Origin of the sequence: Acinetobacter harbinensis (assembly GCF_000816495.1) — a bacterium.
In the GTDB taxonomy this organism is placed as follows: domain Bacteria; phylum Pseudomonadota; class Gammaproteobacteria; order Pseudomonadales; family Moraxellaceae; genus Acinetobacter; species Acinetobacter harbinensis.
Map to the genome: position 1 here is coordinate 1,998,533 of NZ_JXBK01000001.1, position 17,929 is coordinate 2,016,461.

General features: G+C 40.6%; 15 protein-coding genes. 4 read left to right on the forward strand and 11 right to left on the reverse strand.

From position 1 onward, the window contains the following. The 4 genes from SE27_RS09370 to SE27_RS09385 all read right to left on the reverse strand — a co-directional run. On the reverse strand, positions 1 to 892 hold an 892-nt coding region (locus SE27_RS09370; protein ID WP_052251725.1), incomplete at its 3' end, for a lysozyme inhibitor LprI family protein. A gap of 141 nt (positions 893 to 1,033) precedes the next feature. Continuing rightward, complete coding sequence (locus SE27_RS09375; RefSeq protein WP_039622827.1) at positions 1,034 to 1,741, reverse strand: hypothetical protein; 708 nt, start codon at positions 1,739 to 1,741, stop codon at positions 1,034 to 1,036. Positions 1,742 to 1,858: 117 nt separating this feature from the next. Beyond that, positions 1,859 to 3,094, reverse strand: a complete 1,236-nt coding sequence (locus SE27_RS09380) for a dihydroorotase (RefSeq protein WP_039622829.1) — start codon at positions 3,092 to 3,094, stop codon at positions 1,859 to 1,861. A 9-nt stretch (positions 3,095 to 3,103) separates the two neighbouring features. Next, positions 3,104 to 4,120, reverse strand: coding sequence for an aspartate carbamoyltransferase catalytic subunit (locus tag SE27_RS09385; protein WP_039622831.1), 1,017 nt, complete (start codon positions 4,118 to 4,120; stop codon positions 3,104 to 3,106). A gap of 374 nt (positions 4,121 to 4,494) precedes the next feature. Here SE27_RS09385 and rlmKL point away from each other — a divergent pair, with 374 nt between their 5' ends. After that, positions 4,495 to 6,699 carry a bifunctional 23S rRNA (guanine(2069)-N(7))-methyltransferase RlmK/23S rRNA (guanine(2445)-N(2))-methyltransferase RlmL gene (rlmKL, locus tag SE27_RS09390; RefSeq protein ID WP_039622832.1) on the forward strand — a complete coding sequence of 735 codons (2,205 nt, stop codon included), beginning with the start codon at positions 4,495 to 4,497 and terminating at the stop codon, positions 6,697 to 6,699. A gap of 126 nt (positions 6,700 to 6,825) precedes the next feature. Here rlmKL and clpB read toward each other — a convergent pair whose 3' ends face one another. Together clpB and SE27_RS09400 are read right to left on the reverse strand one after the other, a co-directional pair. Further along, positions 6,826 to 9,408: an ATP-dependent chaperone ClpB gene (gene clpB / locus SE27_RS09395; RefSeq protein ID WP_039622834.1), complete on the reverse strand. Its 2,583-nt coding sequence runs from the start codon at positions 9,406 to 9,408 to the stop codon at positions 6,826 to 6,828. A 437-nt stretch (positions 9,409 to 9,845) separates the two neighbouring features. After that, entirely contained in the window at positions 9,846 to 10,271 is a 426-nt protein-coding gene (locus tag SE27_RS09400; RefSeq protein WP_039622836.1) for an OsmC family protein, read from the reverse strand. Between the two features lie 153 nt (positions 10,272 to 10,424). Here SE27_RS09400 and crp point away from each other — a divergent pair, with 153 nt between their 5' ends. Continuing rightward, positions 10,425 to 11,132, forward strand: coding sequence for a cAMP-activated global transcriptional regulator CRP (crp, locus tag SE27_RS09405; protein WP_039622838.1), 708 nt, complete (start codon positions 10,425 to 10,427; stop codon positions 11,130 to 11,132). A gap of 178 nt (positions 11,133 to 11,310) precedes the next feature. After that, entirely contained in the window at positions 11,311 to 12,360 is a 1,050-nt protein-coding gene (locus SE27_RS09410; protein WP_039622839.1) for an NADP(H)-dependent aldo-keto reductase, read from the forward strand. A 171-nt stretch (positions 12,361 to 12,531) separates the two neighbouring features. Here SE27_RS09410 and SE27_RS09415 read toward each other — a convergent pair whose 3' ends face one another. The 5 genes from SE27_RS09415 to SE27_RS09435 form a co-directional block, all read right to left on the reverse strand. Beyond that, positions 12,532 to 13,308: a M48 family metallopeptidase gene (locus SE27_RS09415; protein WP_039622841.1), complete on the reverse strand. Its 777-nt coding sequence runs from the start codon at positions 13,306 to 13,308 to the stop codon at positions 12,532 to 12,534. A gap of 109 nt (positions 13,309 to 13,417) precedes the next feature. Then, a complete protein-coding gene (locus tag SE27_RS09420) occupies positions 13,418 to 13,726 on the reverse strand; it encodes a hypothetical protein (RefSeq protein WP_039622843.1) in 309 nt (102 codons plus the stop codon). A gap of 193 nt (positions 13,727 to 13,919) precedes the next feature. After that, on the reverse strand, positions 13,920 to 15,239 hold the full coding sequence (locus SE27_RS09425; protein WP_039622846.1) for an adenylosuccinate synthase: 1,320 nt from the start codon (positions 15,237 to 15,239) through the stop codon (positions 13,920 to 13,922). Between the two features lie 69 nt (positions 15,240 to 15,308). Further along, entirely contained in the window at positions 15,309 to 16,475 is a 1,167-nt protein-coding gene (locus SE27_RS09430; protein WP_039622847.1) for an ATP phosphoribosyltransferase regulatory subunit, read from the reverse strand. A gap of 308 nt (positions 16,476 to 16,783) precedes the next feature. Further along, on the reverse strand, positions 16,784 to 17,089 hold the full coding sequence (locus SE27_RS09435; protein ID WP_039622849.1) for a hypothetical protein: 306 nt from the start codon (positions 17,087 to 17,089) through the stop codon (positions 16,784 to 16,786). 287 nt (positions 17,090 to 17,376) lie between these two features. Here SE27_RS09435 and SE27_RS09440 point away from each other — a divergent pair, with 287 nt between their 5' ends. Beyond that, positions 17,377 to 17,907 (forward strand): hypothetical protein, encoded by a 531-nt coding sequence (locus tag SE27_RS09440; RefSeq protein ID WP_039622851.1) that lies wholly within the window; start codon positions 17,377 to 17,379, stop codon positions 17,905 to 17,907. Positions 17,908 to 17,929: the final 22 nt, after the last annotated feature.

Consider the following 17,929-nt stretch of genomic DNA (forward strand, 5'->3'; position numbering starts at 1 on the left):
AATAATATATTTTTTGACGCAGCTCTGATGTTCTTTGTGTCGTCATATTTGCTTCACAATTGAAGCGATGTAATTGAGGATTATCAGTTTCATTACTGCTTAATTTGCATTCAAGTTCACGCTTCTTCAACCAAATTTTTTGCTCATCCAGTAACTGAGCTCTAATTTCTTTAGAGGTCGCATTCCATACTAAATTTAAATTTTCGTTGGCTTGGTCTAAGCTGGTTTTAGCTTCCAAAAGCAGAACTGACTGATATTCTTGCGCTGCTGCTTCTTGCTCGGAAATACGTTTTATTTCTTCTTGCTTTGCAACTTCTACAGCATTTTGACGCGTTGTTTTTAACAATGAATCAACCGCAATATCTCGGACAAAATACGCAAGTACATCTGGATTTTCTAAAGTGACATACACTTTTTTACCATCATCGGTAGGCTGTACCAAATATTCAATTTCTTTTTTCAGCTGATTAGTTTCAAAGGATAAATCAGACAATACTGCCGCCTGTGCAATATTATTTTCATCATAAACAGCTCGAGCCGCATCTGCATCCTTGACCATTTGATCAGGAATTTTAACCACAAACTGAGTCACACAATATTGTTTTTTACTGTTCGGGTCTGAGTTGTTGGTGCGCACATCACTAACATTAAAGGTAATTTGCTGTAACGTACTTCTTAACTTCCCCATATCGATGGTAATGTTTTCACTCGCAATTAACTCTTTGACGCGCTGCGAAGCAACCTCACTGACTGTTTTACTAAAACTTTCTACCACCAACTGTTTGGCCGTATCATTGTCACATTTAACCGATTGCCCAGTAATGGATTGTACTTGATCACAACCTGAAAGCGATAAAGCGCAGCTGATCAATGCCAATAATTTAAGTTTCATAATTGCCCTATTTGATTGAATCTTTATTTTTAATAAATAGATATCTTGAATCTATATTTATGCCTTTTGCATCTGCCTGTTAGTGCAAGACAGATACAAAAGACTGAATCAAAAAAGTCTGATAATTACTATTCATACTCTCTAGTTATAATCTTCTTCAGCCAAAGCAGCAGCTTCTACCATATTGCCTTCTGTATCTACAGTTTCATCAGCGTCTGTATAAACAGCATAGTCAGGTTGTGCAGCAACTCGATTGGCTTCTAGGCTTTTAATCTGATTCTTTTCAATTTGTGGTTTTAAGAATGCATAAGTCAAAGTTTCTGAAAGTAATGTTTGTACGTTAGAGCTGTTTTTAAGTAGAGCTAAAATTTTGTCACCTTTATCCGTAGGTTGTAGAACATACTCTAAAATTAAATGGATTTTATTATTTTCATAATCAACACCTAAATCATTAGCATGTGCATCTACGCTAACAACATTAACTTTTGTTCGTGCCTCATCTGACCTTTTAACTAAGTCTGAAGGCATAGTTACAACCAGATCCATTGAACACGTTGTTTTAGGGCTATTTGGATCAATAAAATCTGTACGGCTATCCGTTAATGTAAACTGTATATTCTTTGCTAAAATTTTCAATTTAGCGGGTTCTAAATCTTTAATAGAGCCATTGTTAATTAAATTTTTTAGTTCACTATCTAATAATTCATTTAAATCATTCTGTAAAACTTGTGTGACTAATACCGTAGCAGCCTCATCATCACACTTAACATGTTTAGTAAAAATGCTATTACAGCCGACTAAAGGCACAAGCAAAGAAAGTATGAAAAGTATTTTTTTATTAAATATCATTAAATAAACCCCATTTATTTACACAATTATAAACAAAAAATACCAAAAATAACAACAGCATCACAAAAAAGCCAGCAATCGTTGGCTTTTTTGTTGTTTAGATTCGAATGAAAAAGCTTAGGCACTAAAAGTTTGCAGTACTTTACCCATGACTTTTTGATTGATTAAGGGTGTATTTTTACCCTGCGATAATATTGAGCTTTTACTGACCGTCCATTCCAGCTCAGGATCTATCAATACCCAACCGGCTTCTTGTGTCCAACGCTCAACCATTTGAGCCACTTTTGCCGGCGCAAGTGTCACAGTCTTAACCCACTGTAACGGTTCAAGCAATCCCTCATTAATCAGCTGAATGCCCAGTGCCACATATGTATCAAAAGCGGTAATGCCCGGTTCGGTTTCAGCAAACGGAGCCAACTTAGCAGAACTACTGAGCGGTTCATGATGCGTACAAATCGCATCAATCACGCCATCTTTGACGCCTTGGCGTAACAGCTGTTTATCTTTTTCAGCGCGTAATGGTGGACGAACATGTGCCAAAGCATTAAAGCCATCGGTTAAGCTTTCGGTTAAATGTAGCTGATGCATCGCAACATCGGCGGTAACAGACAGCCCTTTTTCTTTGGCAATTTTAATCAATTCAACTGAAGCACCACAGGACAACAAACCAAAATGTGCGCATACGCCGGTGCTTTCAATCATTAATAAATATTTAGCAATGGCCACTGTTTCTGCCAATGCCGGAATCATCGGTAAGCCTTGACGTGAGGCAATAAAACCTTCGTGCGCACAGCCATCTTTAGCTATTTGATGCTCTTCTGCATAAAACACCACCATCATGTCTAAGCCAGCGGCATATTCAAGTGTGCGCAGTACTACATCGTCATTGGCAAACGGCGCATTGGCATTCGACACCGCACTACAACCACCTTTTTTAAGACCGGCCATATTGGCAGGTTGATTGCCTTGCAAACCTTGAGTTTGCGCGCCAATCACTTGCAAATAAATACCACCATCCAGCATGGCTTTTTCAACCAAACCATGAATAAGCGCGCCATTGTCTTGAACAATTGGCTTTGAATCCGGCGGGGTAAAAACATGCAAAATGCCGTTTTCACGCGCAGCTTTACCTTCCGTTTTTAAGGTGCCATGCTGCTGCTGTCCCGGTTCACGTAAACGCGCGCACAAATCCACCATGGTGGGCATTAACCACTTTCCTTGACCATCAATGGTTTCACTGACCTGATCACTGGCCGCAACCAATTTGCCATTTTCAATAAAAACAGTTTGTATGCGGTCCGTGTTCTGAATCGGATCTAAGACGCGGACATTTTCAATTTTGATACTACTCATGACTTTACCTTATCCTGCGATCGCTTCAATTAAACCTTTTTCTTGTAACTGACCTTGCATTGATAAAGCCAGCACCGCCATACGCACCGCAATTCCGTTGGTCACTTGCTGTAAAATTACCGCTTGGGGACCATCCGCAATACTGGAATCAATTTCAACGCCACGATTCATCGGTCCCGGATGCATCACGATACAACTCGGTTTAGCCATGGCCAAGCGTTCTTTATTGAGACCATACATTTTATAAAATTCCGCTTGCGAGGATAGTGCCGGCGAATCAATACGTTCATTTTGAATGCGTAAAGTAATAATCACATCGCAGTCTTGAATGCCCTGTTCCATTTTATTAAACAGACGGACTTCTTCACCATATTCCTCAAAACCACAAGGCAACAACGTATTTGGCGCAATCACACGGATATCTTTACAGCCTAAGGTTTGTAAAGCCGCCACATCAGAGCGTGCTACGCGTGAATGTTTGATATCACCAATAATAGCGACACTTAGTTCTTCGAAGGGCTTTTTGGTTTCATGGCGAATGGTCAGCATATCTAACATGGCTTGTGTTGGATGCGCGTGTCGTCCATCACCGGCATTAATAATGGCCACGTGCGGACATACGCTTTGAGCAATAAAATGCGCAGCGCCGGATGATGAGTGACGTACCACAAAAATATCTGCTGCCATCGCCTCAAGATTCCACAAAGTATCGCGTAATGTTTCGCCTTTAGAGGTACTCGAACGTGCGATATCAATATTGATGACGTTGGCAGATAGACGTTTTGCCGCCGCTTCAAAGGTGGTACGTGTGCGCGTTGAATTTTCAAAGAATAGATTCATCACGGTACGACCTTCAAGTAAAGGCGTGGTGATCAGCTGATTTTGCGCATTAAAAAAGGATTGTGCGGTATCCAGAATTTTGGTCAGGGTTTCTTTAGAAAGACCTTCAATGGTCAAGAAATGTTTGAGATTGCCCTGTTGATTAAGTTGAATCTGGCTCGGAGTATGCATTGCTGCCAAGTGCATGAGAGATTCCCGTTCAGTTAAGTTGAACTATTATACAGAAATTACTTTCAAGTGGGCATCTCCCGTTCTCAACATTGAATGACTATTTATCTAGTTACGTCAGTATTTTAACCGGCATCATCAGCCATAAATTTAAAATAATATAGTTGCGCTAATGATGACGAAAAACACAGATGGTTTAAAAATAAGCACTGTGATGAAAGGATGTACAGCTAAACTTAAAGGGTGTGTTGCAATAACCCCAAGTTGTCTGAATAGCTACAGATCGAAAGAAAATATTTTCTCTACTGTTCTGGCTTTCGCATAATTTAAAAACTCTTTGGCACTAAAATACGTTAAAATACGCGATTGCTTAGCTGCTTTTGGAAATTTGCATGAATTTGAAACTACGTCTTTCTACATATTGGGTTACCTGTGCAGATGGACTTGAAACCTTACTCCAAGAAGAAGTAGAAGGTTTAGGTGTTCAGAATATTGAACGCTTTCCAGGACGTTTAGTTTTCCAAGGCACGCTAGAAAATGCATACCGAATTTGTATGTGGTCACGTTTAGCCTCACGTGTGCTGACGCCTATTCATACGCATCAATTAGACTTTACGCATGATGCGCGTGACGTGGCAGAAGAGTTGTATGAAGGTGCAATGAACTTTGATTGGTCGCTGATTTTTGCTCCACAAAGTACCTTTGCTGTGCGTTTACACGTCGAACGTGATATTAAAGTAAACAGTCAGTTTGCAACTTTGCGCGTTAAAGATGGTGTGGTCGATTCCTTTATGGAAGCGGTAGGCAAACGTCCTAGCGTGGATATTAAACAACCTGAAATCACTTTATATGTATTGGCCGGAAAAACCGAACATACCTACTGCTTAGATTTATCTGGTGACTCTTTACATAAACGTGGCTATCGTCACTTTATGACCGATGCACCCATTAAAGAAAATTTAGCGGCGGCAATTTTACAAAAAGCCAAATTACTTGAACGCAATCCAGAAGTGATTTTAGATCCAATGTGTGGTTCAGGAACCTTCATCATTGAATCATTAATGATGTTCACCGATCGCGCACCCGGCTTAGTACGTCGTTTTGGCTTTAACGGTTGGAATGGACATGACCATGATTTATGGATGTCCATTAAAACTGAAGCGCTTGAACGTCATGAAACCGCTTTAGAACAACCGCTGCCACAATTCTATGCTTATGATGCAGATTGGGAAGCAGTCAAAGCCACCAAGCAAAATATCTTGGCGGCGGGTTTTGAATCGTTGATGGATCATATTAAAATTGAAGAGCGTACGCTGGCAGACTGGCCCGATTTTCAAAATGAAGGCAAGAGCGCATTTATTGTCACAAACCCACCGTATGGTGAGCGTTTAGGTGAGAAAGCCTCAGGTCGTGCTTTGTATTTGGGTTTATCTGGACTTTTACAAAAACACTTCCCCAATCAATATGCCGCAGTGATTGCCGCGCAAGTTGAACAAGCCGATGTACTGGCCTTTAGCGAGCCACAATTGCTACGCTTAATGAACGGTAAACTGCCTATTTATATCCGTTTTGGTACCATTAAACCAGCAGCGTCGAGCCAGCCTTTTCTAGCGACATGGCAGCCGCAACAGTTTGAAGCCATTGAAGGTGCTGAAGACTTTACCAATCGTCTGCAAAAAAATATTCAAACCTTGAAAAAGTGGGCGGTTAAAGAAAATATTCATTGTTTACGTTTATATGACGCCGATTTACCCGACTTTAATGTTGCAGTAGATTTGTATGGCGAACGTTTACATGTACAAGAATATGCACCACCAAAAACGATTGATCCTGAAAAAGCCAAAAAACGTTTTAATCTGGCTTTGGCCTCTATTCGTGCAGTGACTGGTTTAAATCGTGATGTGATTTTTATCAAAACGCGCGCACGTCAAGAAGGTAAAACTCAGTACGAAAAACAAAGTACCGCCTCTAAACGTTTTATCGTGCAAGAAGGTAAAGCCAAGCTATTGGTCAACTTAACCGACTATTTAGATACCGGTTTGTTCTTAGATCATCGTCAAATGCGTTTACGTATCGCCGCTGAAGCCAAAGGTAAGCATTTCTTAAATCTATATAGCTATACCTCAACTGCCAGCGTACATGCAGCGTTAGGCGGTGCAGCGAGCACGACCAGTGTAGATTTATCCAATACTTATTTAAATTGGTCAAAAGAAAACTTTGTGCTTAATGGTCTAACCGTCGATCATGTAGATCAACAACATCAGTTTTTCTCAAGTGATTGTTTTGAATGGTTAAAAGAAGGTCATGAACAATATGACTTGATCTTTATCGATCCACCGACCTTTTCAAACTCGAAAAAATTCTACGGTACTTTTGATGTACAACGTGACCACAATTCATTGCTAAAACGCGCCATGAACCGTTTAACCACGGAAGGCACATTGTATTTCTCAAACAACTATCGTGGTTTTGAGATGGATGAAGAAGTTCAAGCAATGTTCGATATTGAAGAAATCACCAGTGAAACCATTGGTTTAGACTTCAAACGTAACACTCGAATTCATAAAGCATGGAAAATTAAGCATCATCCAATTTAAAGAACATTGTGAGCATATCCTTAGGGATGAAGCTCTTTATTAAAGATGATTGTTGGCTTATTGATCTACATAAAAAAACCTAGCCTTGGCTAGGTTTTTTTATCTTCTAAATTTCACTCAATTGAATTAATTTAATTTCATTTTCTCAAATTCCAGATGACTATTCTCACCTTTAATCAAAATGGTATCACCCGGTAAGAACTCTCCACTGAGGATTTTTTGTGCCAATGTGTTTTCAACTCGTTGTTGAATGGCACGTTTCAGCGGTCGCGCACCATAAATCGGATCAAAACCGGCATCAATCAATTGATCAAAAGCACTGTCATCCACAGTCAAGCGCATATCTTTTTCACTTAAACGCTCACGTAAACGATCCAATTGAATGTCAGCAATACCACGGATTTGTGATTTTTTCAGTGAATGGAACACCACCAACTCATCAATCCGGTTAATAAATTCTGGGCGGAAATGTTGCGATACCGCTTCCATCACCACAGCACGCACATCTTCATCACTGGCATTATCGCCCAACTCACGCACATCTTGTGAGCCAAGGTTAGAGGTTAAAACAATCACGGTATTTTTAAAATCTACCACACGCCCTTGTGAGTCAGTTAAACGTCCATCATCTAAAACTTGTAGTAAAATATTAAACACATCCGGATGAGCTTTCTCAACTTCATCAAATAATATGACGCTGTAAGGTTTGCGACGCACCGCTTCGGTTAACACACCACCTTCTTCATACCCCACATATCCTGGCGGCGCACCGACCAAACGACTGATTGAGTGTTTCTCCATAAACTCACTCATATCAATACGCACCATGGCATCATCACTATCAAACAAGAAGTTGGCCAATGCCTTGGTCAATTCTGTTTTACCCACACCGGTTGGCCCTAGGAATAAAAACGAACCACTTGGACGATTCGGATCAGACAAGCCTGCCCGTGAGCGACGTACCGCATTGGACACAGCAACCACGGCTTCATCTTGTCCCACCACGCGGTTATGCAAGAAATCTTCCATGTGCAGGAGTTTTTCACGCTCACCTTGCAACATTTTGGCGACAGGAATGCCCGTTGCGGCACTGACCACCTCGGCAATTTCATTCTCAGTCACTTTGGTTCGAATCAGTTTTGGCTCTTCACTGTTCTCTTCAATCACTTCTTCATTTTCTAGACGTTTTTGCAGTTCAGGAATGACCCCATACTGTAAACGACTGGCTTCGGCCAAATCACCTTCACGTTGCGCTTTTTCAAATGCAGTCCGAGCCTTGTCTAATTCAACCTGTGCTTGATTGGTGCCTTCAACTAAAGTTTTTTCTGCACGCCACACTTCTTCTAAATCATTGTATTCACGTTGCACTTCTGCAATTTGATTTTCTAAATAATCGACTTCAACTTTACTGACCGAATCTGCATCTTGTTTCACTGCTTCTAACTGCATTTTCAATTGAATTAAACGACGATCTAAACGGTCTAATGGCTCAGGCTTTGAGTCAATTTCCATTTTAATTCGAGATGCAGCTTCATCAATTAAATCAATGGCTTTATCCGGCAGTTGACGATCTGTGATATAACGATGCGACATTTTTGCCGCGGCAATAATGGCGGAGTCTAAGATTTGTACGCCATGATGGGTGGCATATTTTTCTTTTAAACCCCGTAAAATAGCAATGGTGTCTTCTACGCTTGGCTCATCAACCAATACTTTTTGAAAACGGCGCTCTAAGGCGGCATCTTTTTCAATAAATTGACGATATTCATTCAATGTGGTTGCACCGACACAGTGCAGCTCACCACGGGCCAAAGCCGGTTTGAGCATATTGCCTGCATCCATCGCGCCATCGCCTTTACCTGCGCCAACCAAGGTATGTAGCTCATCAATAAACAGAATGACCTCGCCTTCATATTTAGCCAGATCTTTGAGCACGGCTTTTAAGCGCTCTTCAAACTCACCACGATATTTAGCGCCCGCCAGCAATGAACCCAAGTCTAAAGATAGAACACGTTTACTTTTTAAACCCTCAGGGACTTCGCCATTCACAATACGTTGTGCCAAACCTTCAACAATGGCTGTTTTACCTACGCCCGGCTCACCAATCAGTACCGGATTATTTTTAGTGCGACGGGAGAGCACTTGAATGGTACGACGGATTTCTTCATCACGGCCAATTACAGGGTCTAATTTACCTGACATAGCAAGCTCAGTTAAATCAACTGTATATTTATTCAGTGAATCACGTTGATCTTCATGATTATTTGCCATGACTTTGTCACCACCTCTTATATTCTCAATTGCTTTACGCAGCTTATCTGCGGTTACACCAACACTGGTTAAAAGTGTTTTTGTAGTGCCCGTTTCAGCAAGTGCCAGAACCACCCAATCGGTTGATAAAAACTCATCACCGGCTTTTTGCGCATAACTATCTGCTAAATTTAGCGCACGAACTGCCTCAGGGTTAAGATTGATATCACCCGTAGGATTGGTAATCGTCGCGGCATCGTCTAAGGCTTTCTGTAATTTGGTTTGTAAATCGCGTAGATTCGCCCCGCCTTGTTGTAACAAGCTGACATTGGCAGGTTCTTGTAGCAGCACAGATAAAAGATGAATACCTTCAATTGCGGTATTGTCTTTACCCATGGCTAAGGATTGAGCGTCAGATAACGCTTGCTGTAGGCGATTTGTAAATTTTTCAAAACGCATTCTTATTTTCCTCACAACAAATTTTGTATTTGGATAATAGATGGGAATGGTTCGATATTTTTCAACACAATTTCTTAAAAAATATTTTATTTTTCAATAAGTAAAGTGGTTTATCTTAAACATAAACCTTAGTGATAATATGGGTATTATTGTCAATTTTTTCAAGTTATATTTGCATGATTATGTATCAAACTTTATTTACATCTATTTTTAAATTAAAGGGCATCAATTGAATTACACAAACACAATTCTAATTAGCTTCTGCTATCAGCTGCATAACACTGCTGAATTAATCACTTAAAGCTTAGCTGTTTTTAATTTATTAAATCTGATGATCACCGCAGTTTAATTATTTATGGCAAGCCAATTTTTAAATAACCGCGATTAAAAATGGATAAAAAAAATGGCAACCTATCCATAAATTGCCATTTTATTTTTTATGCTTCGCTTTCAATAATTTCAAAGTCGTGCGTAATCTCGACCCCACCATCGCTCAACATTTTACTGGCGGAACAATATTTCTCGGCAGACAGCTCAACGGCTTTGGCCACCTGTTTTTCTTTGACTGCATGACCTGTCACCACGAAGTGTAAATGAATTTTGGTAAACACAGCAGGGATACTCTCGGCACGCTCAGCTTTAAGCTGACAGACGACACCGGTCACATCTTGGCGTGATTTCTTTAAGATGGTCACAATATCAAAGGAAGCACAGCCACCGAGTCCCATTAAGATGAGCTCCATGGGACGTGGACCACGGTTTTGACCACCATAGGCTTCACCCCCATCCATGATGATTTGATGACCACTTTCCGATTTTGCTTCAAAAGCAACATTCTCTAGCCAATGAACACTTGTTTGCATTGCAACTACCTGTAAAAAGCTATAAATTTACCACCTAGCTTGTAACACTAACATAAATGGAGTTGATAAGGAATTTCAGCTCTTCTATGTGCATAGTTCATTTTTTAGATCTGTTGTGATCTTCTTACTTATCCATATTCGGAAACCGTTAGCATGACTGCAAACTTTTCACAACTCAGCACTGACGCACTTTCTCCTGGTCAACTGCCAGAGTCAGTAAAGGCGTTATTAAAACGTGCTTATATTAATCGCTATCCAAAACGTACTGCAATTATCGATGCTGGCACTGAATCGAAATCACTTTATTTAATTTTAAAAGGTTCAGTCTCTATTATTTTGCGTGAAGATGATGATCGTGAAATTGTGGTGACGTATTTAAATGCCGGTGACTTTTTTGGGGAAATGGGTCTATTCGAGCAAAATCCACAACGTACTGCAGAAGTTCGTACACGTGACGTCTGTGAAATCGCAGAAATTACGTATGATAATTTTCATGAATTAAGCAAACAATATCCTGATCTAAGCTATGCGGTATTTGCGCAATTGGTACGTCGCTTAAAAAATACCACCCGCAAAGTTACTGACCTTGCTTTTGTCGATGTTTCGGGGCGTATTGCACGCTGTTTAATTGATTTGTCTTCTCAACCTGAAGCGATGATTTTACCCAATGGCCGACAAATCCGTATTACGCGTCAAGAAATTGGTCGCATTGTCGGGTGTTCACGCGAAATGGTTGGACGTGTTTTAAAAACGCTTGAAGAGCAAGGGATGATTGAAACAGACGGTAAAGCCATTCTTCTGTTTGATGTTGCAACCGAAGATAGCGCTACGCCATCTGATGACGATAATAATGAAGAATAATTTTTTATTTCCTATCCTATAATGAAAAAGCAAATCCTCGGGTTTGCTTTTTTCATCTCTAAATTTTTTATAGCCATAATTGATCAAATACGATTCTCAAAACTTATCGCGGATTAAAAATTGCCTGAATAAATAAATCAGTTAATATCAGATGATAAATCTTAAAGGATCAAGCCTGATGCAATTTAATCCACTCGCAAATACCGGCATTATATTGCCTGAAATTTGCTTAGGCAGCATGACTTTTGGTGAGCAAAATAATCAAGCACAAGCCTTTGAACAACTCGAATATGCTTTAGCGCAAGGATTATATTTTTGGGATACGGCCGAGATGTATCCGGTTCCACCTAAAATTGAAACGCAAGGTGCAACTGAGAGCATATTGGGGAATTGGATTGCCAAGCGCGGGCAACGTGAGCAACTTTTTATTGCTTCAAAAATTGCAGGCCCGTCACAAGGCGGCAGTCACATTCGTGCAGGACAAACCCGCTTTACCGCAGATGAAATTAGCACAGCAATTGATGGCTCCTTACAACGCCTACAAAGCGACTATATTGATCTATATCAATTACACTGGCCACAACGTGCCACTAATTTTTTTGGCAAACTGGGTTATGGCAATACTGAGGCTCAGCATGAGCAAGAAATTACTGCACTAGAAGAAACATTAACCGCACTCAGCGATGAAATTAAGAAAGGACGTATTCGCTATATTGGCCTCTCGAATGAAACCCCATGGGGAACGATGAAGTTCTTGCATTTGGCCGAAAAATTGGGTTTAGAGAAGTTGGTTAGCGTACAAAATCCCTATAACTTATTAAATCGCACCTATGAAATTGGCATGTCAGAAATTGCTCAACATGAACAGGTTGGTTTACTGGCTTATTCGCCATTGGCTTTTGGATACTTGACTGGAAAGTTTCGCCATGGCGCACGTCCTGAAAACGCACGAGTGAGCTTATTTTCACGCTTTAGCCGTTATAGCAATCCGCAAAGTGAATGGGCAACCGAACAATATGCGCAATTGGCAGAACAACATGATTTAACGCTTACGCAATTGGCTTTGGGATTTATCAAACAGCAATTTTTTGTCACCAGTACCATTATTGGTGCCACCAATCTAGCGCAACTCAAAGAAAATATTGATGCGTTTGAAACCCATTTATCTAGCGATGTGTTACAAGGCATTGAGGATATTCATCGGCAACAACCCAACCCTGCACCCTAACCATGAGTCAAGTTACTGTTGCTGTTTAGTATGATACATACGCAAAATTCAGTCTTAATACTGCTTTAAGTCTTTTACAGGTAACCCTTCAAGTAGAGCAACTTGGTATTATCAATAAGCAATAAAAAAGGATGCCTGAGAGCATCCTTTTTTATTGCTTAGCGTTAAAGATTAACGCTGGTTATAAATTGCCTGTGCTGCTGGTAAGTTTTTGCGCATCGCTTCAATACGCTGACTATTTGATGGGTGAGTAGACAAGAATGCAGAACCACCTGCACCGTCTAATTTGTTCATTTTTTCCCACAAGGTAATCGCGGCTTGCGGGTTATAGCCAGCACGCGCCATCAATAGCAAGCCATTTTGGTCAGCGCGGCTTTCTAAACTACGCGAGTAAGGTAAACCCACGCCAATTTCGCTACCCAATTGCGCTGCAGCAGTTCCCAACTGGCCCACATTATTGCCGGCTGCACTTAAACCAATATTCAAAGCCAAACTGGTTAAGGCTTGTGCACCAATTTTTTGTTTAGAATGCTCTTCTAAAGCATGCACCATTTCATGCCCCATAACCGCAGCAATCTCTGCATCCGTTAAGTTTAATTTATTAACGATACCGGTGTAGAACACCACTTTACCACCCGGTGCAACATAGGCATTGACTTGATCTGATTTTAATACTGCCAATTGCCAGTTAAATTTTTGACCGGTCTGATTGATTTGATCGGCATACGGTTTTAAACGCATAAAGACCGCATTAATTCGTTTATAGGTGGCTGAAGAAGTATCCAGTGTTTTATTTGCACTGGCTTCTTGAACAGTCTTATTAAAACCTTGTACGGCCACTGCATTTAATGTCGCTGAGTCTGCCCCTGCCATATCTGCGACTGTAGTACATCCCGAAAAGGTCATCATACTTGCTGCACATATAGTTAAAATCAGCTTGTTGTTCATTATAATCTCCGCCTTGGAATAAATATGAGCTTTCAATAAATTATAAATAATTGCTCGGGTACTTTAAATTATTATTCTATCCACAATCATATCATTTATGTAAATAAATCTACTTAAGAAACTGAAAACTAAGCCAATAAATTAAGCACATTGCATTTAAAACTAAATAGCTTTGGCAAAGCGGTTTAATCTTTTGCTCCAGTAGCTCATCTTTTCTTTTGAAAAATAAAAATGCATTTTGAATTAAAATTAACGGCACTAAAATACAGGCAATAATGACCGTTAAACTAATAAAAACCCCATAAATAATATTTGGGTCTTTCGTTTGAGCCTGAATAATCAGCATCGCGATGGTCGGTGCGCCGCCCATTGCAAAAAGCAAGGAATAAAAAATTGTCCCCGAGATATTCTTGTGCATCCAAACCACTCATAATCGATCTAATTATTTGTAGTTTAACAACTTAGAATAAGTTAAACACTAGCCGATTGCGCAACTTTAGTCTTGAGAAAACACACCACAATTAATCTATTGCAACCCTTGATTAAAGTATAACGAACACAAAAAAGCCCCGCATATCGCGAGGCTTTAATCATCTTATAATCGGCTTAAATTAAGCGTCAAATGGATGACGTAGTACAATCGTTTCTGCACGATCTGGACCAGTTGATACGATGTCGATTGGACATTCAATCAATTGTTCAATACGTTTTACATAAGCAATTGCATTGGCAGGTAACTGATCCATACGGGTTGCACCCACAGTCGACTCAGACCAACCTGGCATGGTTTCGTAAATTGGTTTTAACGCTGCAAAAGCCAGCGCATCAGAAGAACCGATACAACCTGAATCTGCGGCTTCATAACCCACACAGATTTTGACTTCTTCTAAACCATCTAAAACATCCAGTTTAGTTAAGCAAATACCAGACAGTGAGTTTACATCCACAGAACGACGTAGAATTTCTGCATCAAACCAACCGCAACGACGTTGACGACCGGTAGAAGCACCAAATTCATGTCCAACAGTACCAAGGTGTTTACCAATGGCATCACCGGTGTCATTGGCCGCGTCATACATTAATTCTGTTGGGAAAGGCCCTGCACCGACACGCGTGGTGTACGCTTTGGTAATTCCCAAAACATAATCAAGATGCAATGGACCCAAACCTGAACCTGAGCTTACGCCACCAGCGGTCGTGTTTGAAGAGGTCACATATGGATAAGTACCATGGTCTACATCAAGCAGTGAGCCTTGTGCGCCCTCAAACATAATGTTCTGACCGTTTTTACGGTAGTTATGCAATTCCGTAGTGACATCAATCACCAGTGGTGCAACGACTTTACGCCATTCATCACACAGCGCAATCACATCTTCCAATTTAACCGCTTCAACACCGTAGTATTGGGTTAATTGGAAGTTATGGTAATCAAGCAGTTCGGTTAGCTGAGCCACCAATGCTTCGCCACCACGAACCAAGTCGGCAACGCGAATCGCACGGCGCGCAACTTTATCTTCATAAGCTGGACCAATACCACGACCCGTAGTACCAATTTTGGCATTGCCACGTTTTTTCTCACGTGCTTGGTCAAGGGCAATATGGTTTGGAAGAATTAAAGGACAGTTTGGGGAAATGCGTAAACGCTCTTTAACTGGCACGCCTTCTTTTTCAAGAATGTCCATTTCTTCAATTAAAGCCGCAGGAGAAAGCACCACACCATTGCCAATTAAGCACAGTACGTTTTCACGTAAAATACCCGATGGAATGAGGTGTAATACAGTTTTCTTACCACCCACTACAAGCGTATGGCCTGCGTTGTGTCCACCTTGGTAACGAACGACCGCAGCCGCTTGATCTGTGAGCAGGTCAACGATTTTACCTTTACCTTCGTCGCCCCATTGGGTACCGAGTACCACAACATTCTTGCCCATAATAGCCTCATTGCATCATGCTGTTAAAATTGAAAACGTGAATTGGTGTATTCAAACCAATTCAGATCATTAAATCTTTACGATCGTCCACTCACCTGCCCGCTTCACCAATTGATGAGTAGCATGTGGAATGGATTCTAAACTGTCATTGCCCAGTAATTGAATAACCCCAAAACCTTGTGCACGTGTATCCGAAATTGCTTTTAGCAAATCGGTATCAATACCTTTTGGGGCCACCACAACATTTAAATCAGTATATTGACCGGCACTTAAAGCATATAAGTCACAACTAAAACCGGTTGCAGGACGTGCACGACCAAAGTGTTGCCCAATCCCATCGTAACGTCCACCTTGAGCAAGGGGCGCAGCGCGGTTAGGTGCATAAACTGCGTACATCAGTCCCGTGTGATAATGATAAGAACGTAATTCCACCACATCAACACCAATATGTAGATCTGGCCAACGCGATTGAATTTCAATTTGCGTGGTTTTTAGAACGTCAAAAGCGTGTTTAAAGGCGGGATCTGCAAAAATTTCAGCACTTAAGTGACTTTGTAATGCGCTCAAATCACTTGAATAACGTCCAAGCGTATAAAAGTCAGCACCACAGTTTAATTGTTGAGTAAATTCAGCCAATTCAGGCAAAGCTTTACGCTGATAGAGATCTGAAAGATGGCTTTCAACCGGCTTGGTTAATCCTGCATATTTAACTAAGCTGCGAAACAAACCGACATGGCCTAAATCTAAATGTGTCCCTGCTGCCAATCCTGCTTTTTCAAGCAAGCTGAGCATGACATCTACCATTTCTACATCAGCATCAATACTGTCTGAACCAAACAACTCTGCACCTAATTGTAAAGGCGCGCGCGTGGTATTAAAGCCTTGCGGTTTGGTATGTAAAACTGTGCCTGCATAGCAATAACGCACCACACCTTCGACCGGATGAACATGTGCATCAATACGCGCCACCTGCGGGGTCATATCGGCACGCACGCCCAATAATCGACCTGATAATTGGTCAATCACTTTAAACGTGGCTAAGTCTAAATCTTGATTCGATTCTGAAAGAGAAGAGAGCGATTCGATGTATTCAATAAATGGCGTGTACACCAATTGATAACCTCGGGATGCGAGGAAATCGAGTGCATCACGGCGCAAAGTTTCAATCACTTGCGCCTGTTCGGGCAATACATCAGCTACACCATCAGGTAATAACCATGTCTCTGAAATGGGCATGTTGTAAACCTAAATTCTGTCAGAGCGGAACGAATCCGCATAAAAAAATCGGGAGCACACCCGATTTCTCCTAGTCTAGCACGATAGTTTTAGCTGTGCACCTGACTTTTTTAGAAAATATACTGAAGGTTGCACGTTTAATCGAGCTGAAATCATTCAGATTTATACATTAATTCAGCAATCTTGATGAGATTCAATCATCAACAAATATATCTCCACAGCATGACCAAAAGATGATGCCTTATTAGCAGTTTTCATCCAGCATTATTTTCAAACACTTAGATGTCACTCAACAGATAATGCGCCGATCAAGATGAGGAATCCACCGCCTTGGCCAACAAACCGACTAATTCAGCATTTTGTAACTCAACTTGCGTCAGTTTGCTGGTGGTTTTATCCAAGACTTCTTGCTGGGTATGCATTTTTTTAGCCAGATCTTGCATAATTTCCAAAGTCTTTTTTAAGTTATCTTCTAAATGAAGCACTTTATCTTCTAATTCTGCTTTCATCTGTGTTGCAGCTAACGCGGTGTTCTGATTGGAGAATTGCACCCAGATTAAAAAGATAACCGCAACCGCTAACAGTAAAATAAAACCCCAAATAAGTAATAACATGATCAGTATTGCTCTAATTTTATTGAATTATTACAGCCTATCCTATCAAATTAAGCCATGCTATTTTTATAAAACTTCGTCTTTTTCTGCGCTTTTAACGCGACATTCCAACAGTATAAGAATAAATTCAGATAAAAATGACCGAACCGTACAGAGATCTCTGTACTTTAATAAGGACAAAATTGCAGCTTAAAAATACAATACCGTGTTTTTCATAAACAACTCAAATTAATTCAAAATAATTATTTTTATACTTCATAGACTTAATCCATACAGAGAACGACATTATGGAGTTACACAGTAGTTTATATTTTCGGCATGCCGATGCAGAGATCATGGCCAAACTGGATGCACTGTTACAACAGCATCAAGGCGATGCGGAGCTGTTTAAGCAGTATGCATACAATCTTAATCCTTTTGAAGGTGAACAACTGGCGCAAGACTTACTCGATCAAGTGGATCAGATTGAATATGATCTCGCACCTGAATCTGTTTATCATTTTGCGGACTATTCGGTTGCACATTTTGTTCATGGCTCAGACGGTGCCGAGATTATAGAAGCCCTTTTAAACTTCTTAAAAAATTTACTCCCGCAGATTCATACTCAAGCTTGGGGCTGTGGAGATGATGATCCATGGGAATTTTGGTTTAAGTTTGAAGATGACACGCTGATTCGCCAAGACGATGAACCGTTAAATGATGCAGATGAAGATCAACAGATTAAAGCCACCATTTATGCGTGGTGGCATCAAGAAATGCCGGCAGAGATTAAAGAAGGCTTCTTAAACGACGCCCAGTATCAGGGCCACGAAGCATAAGTTTTAAGCAGTGACTGATTGA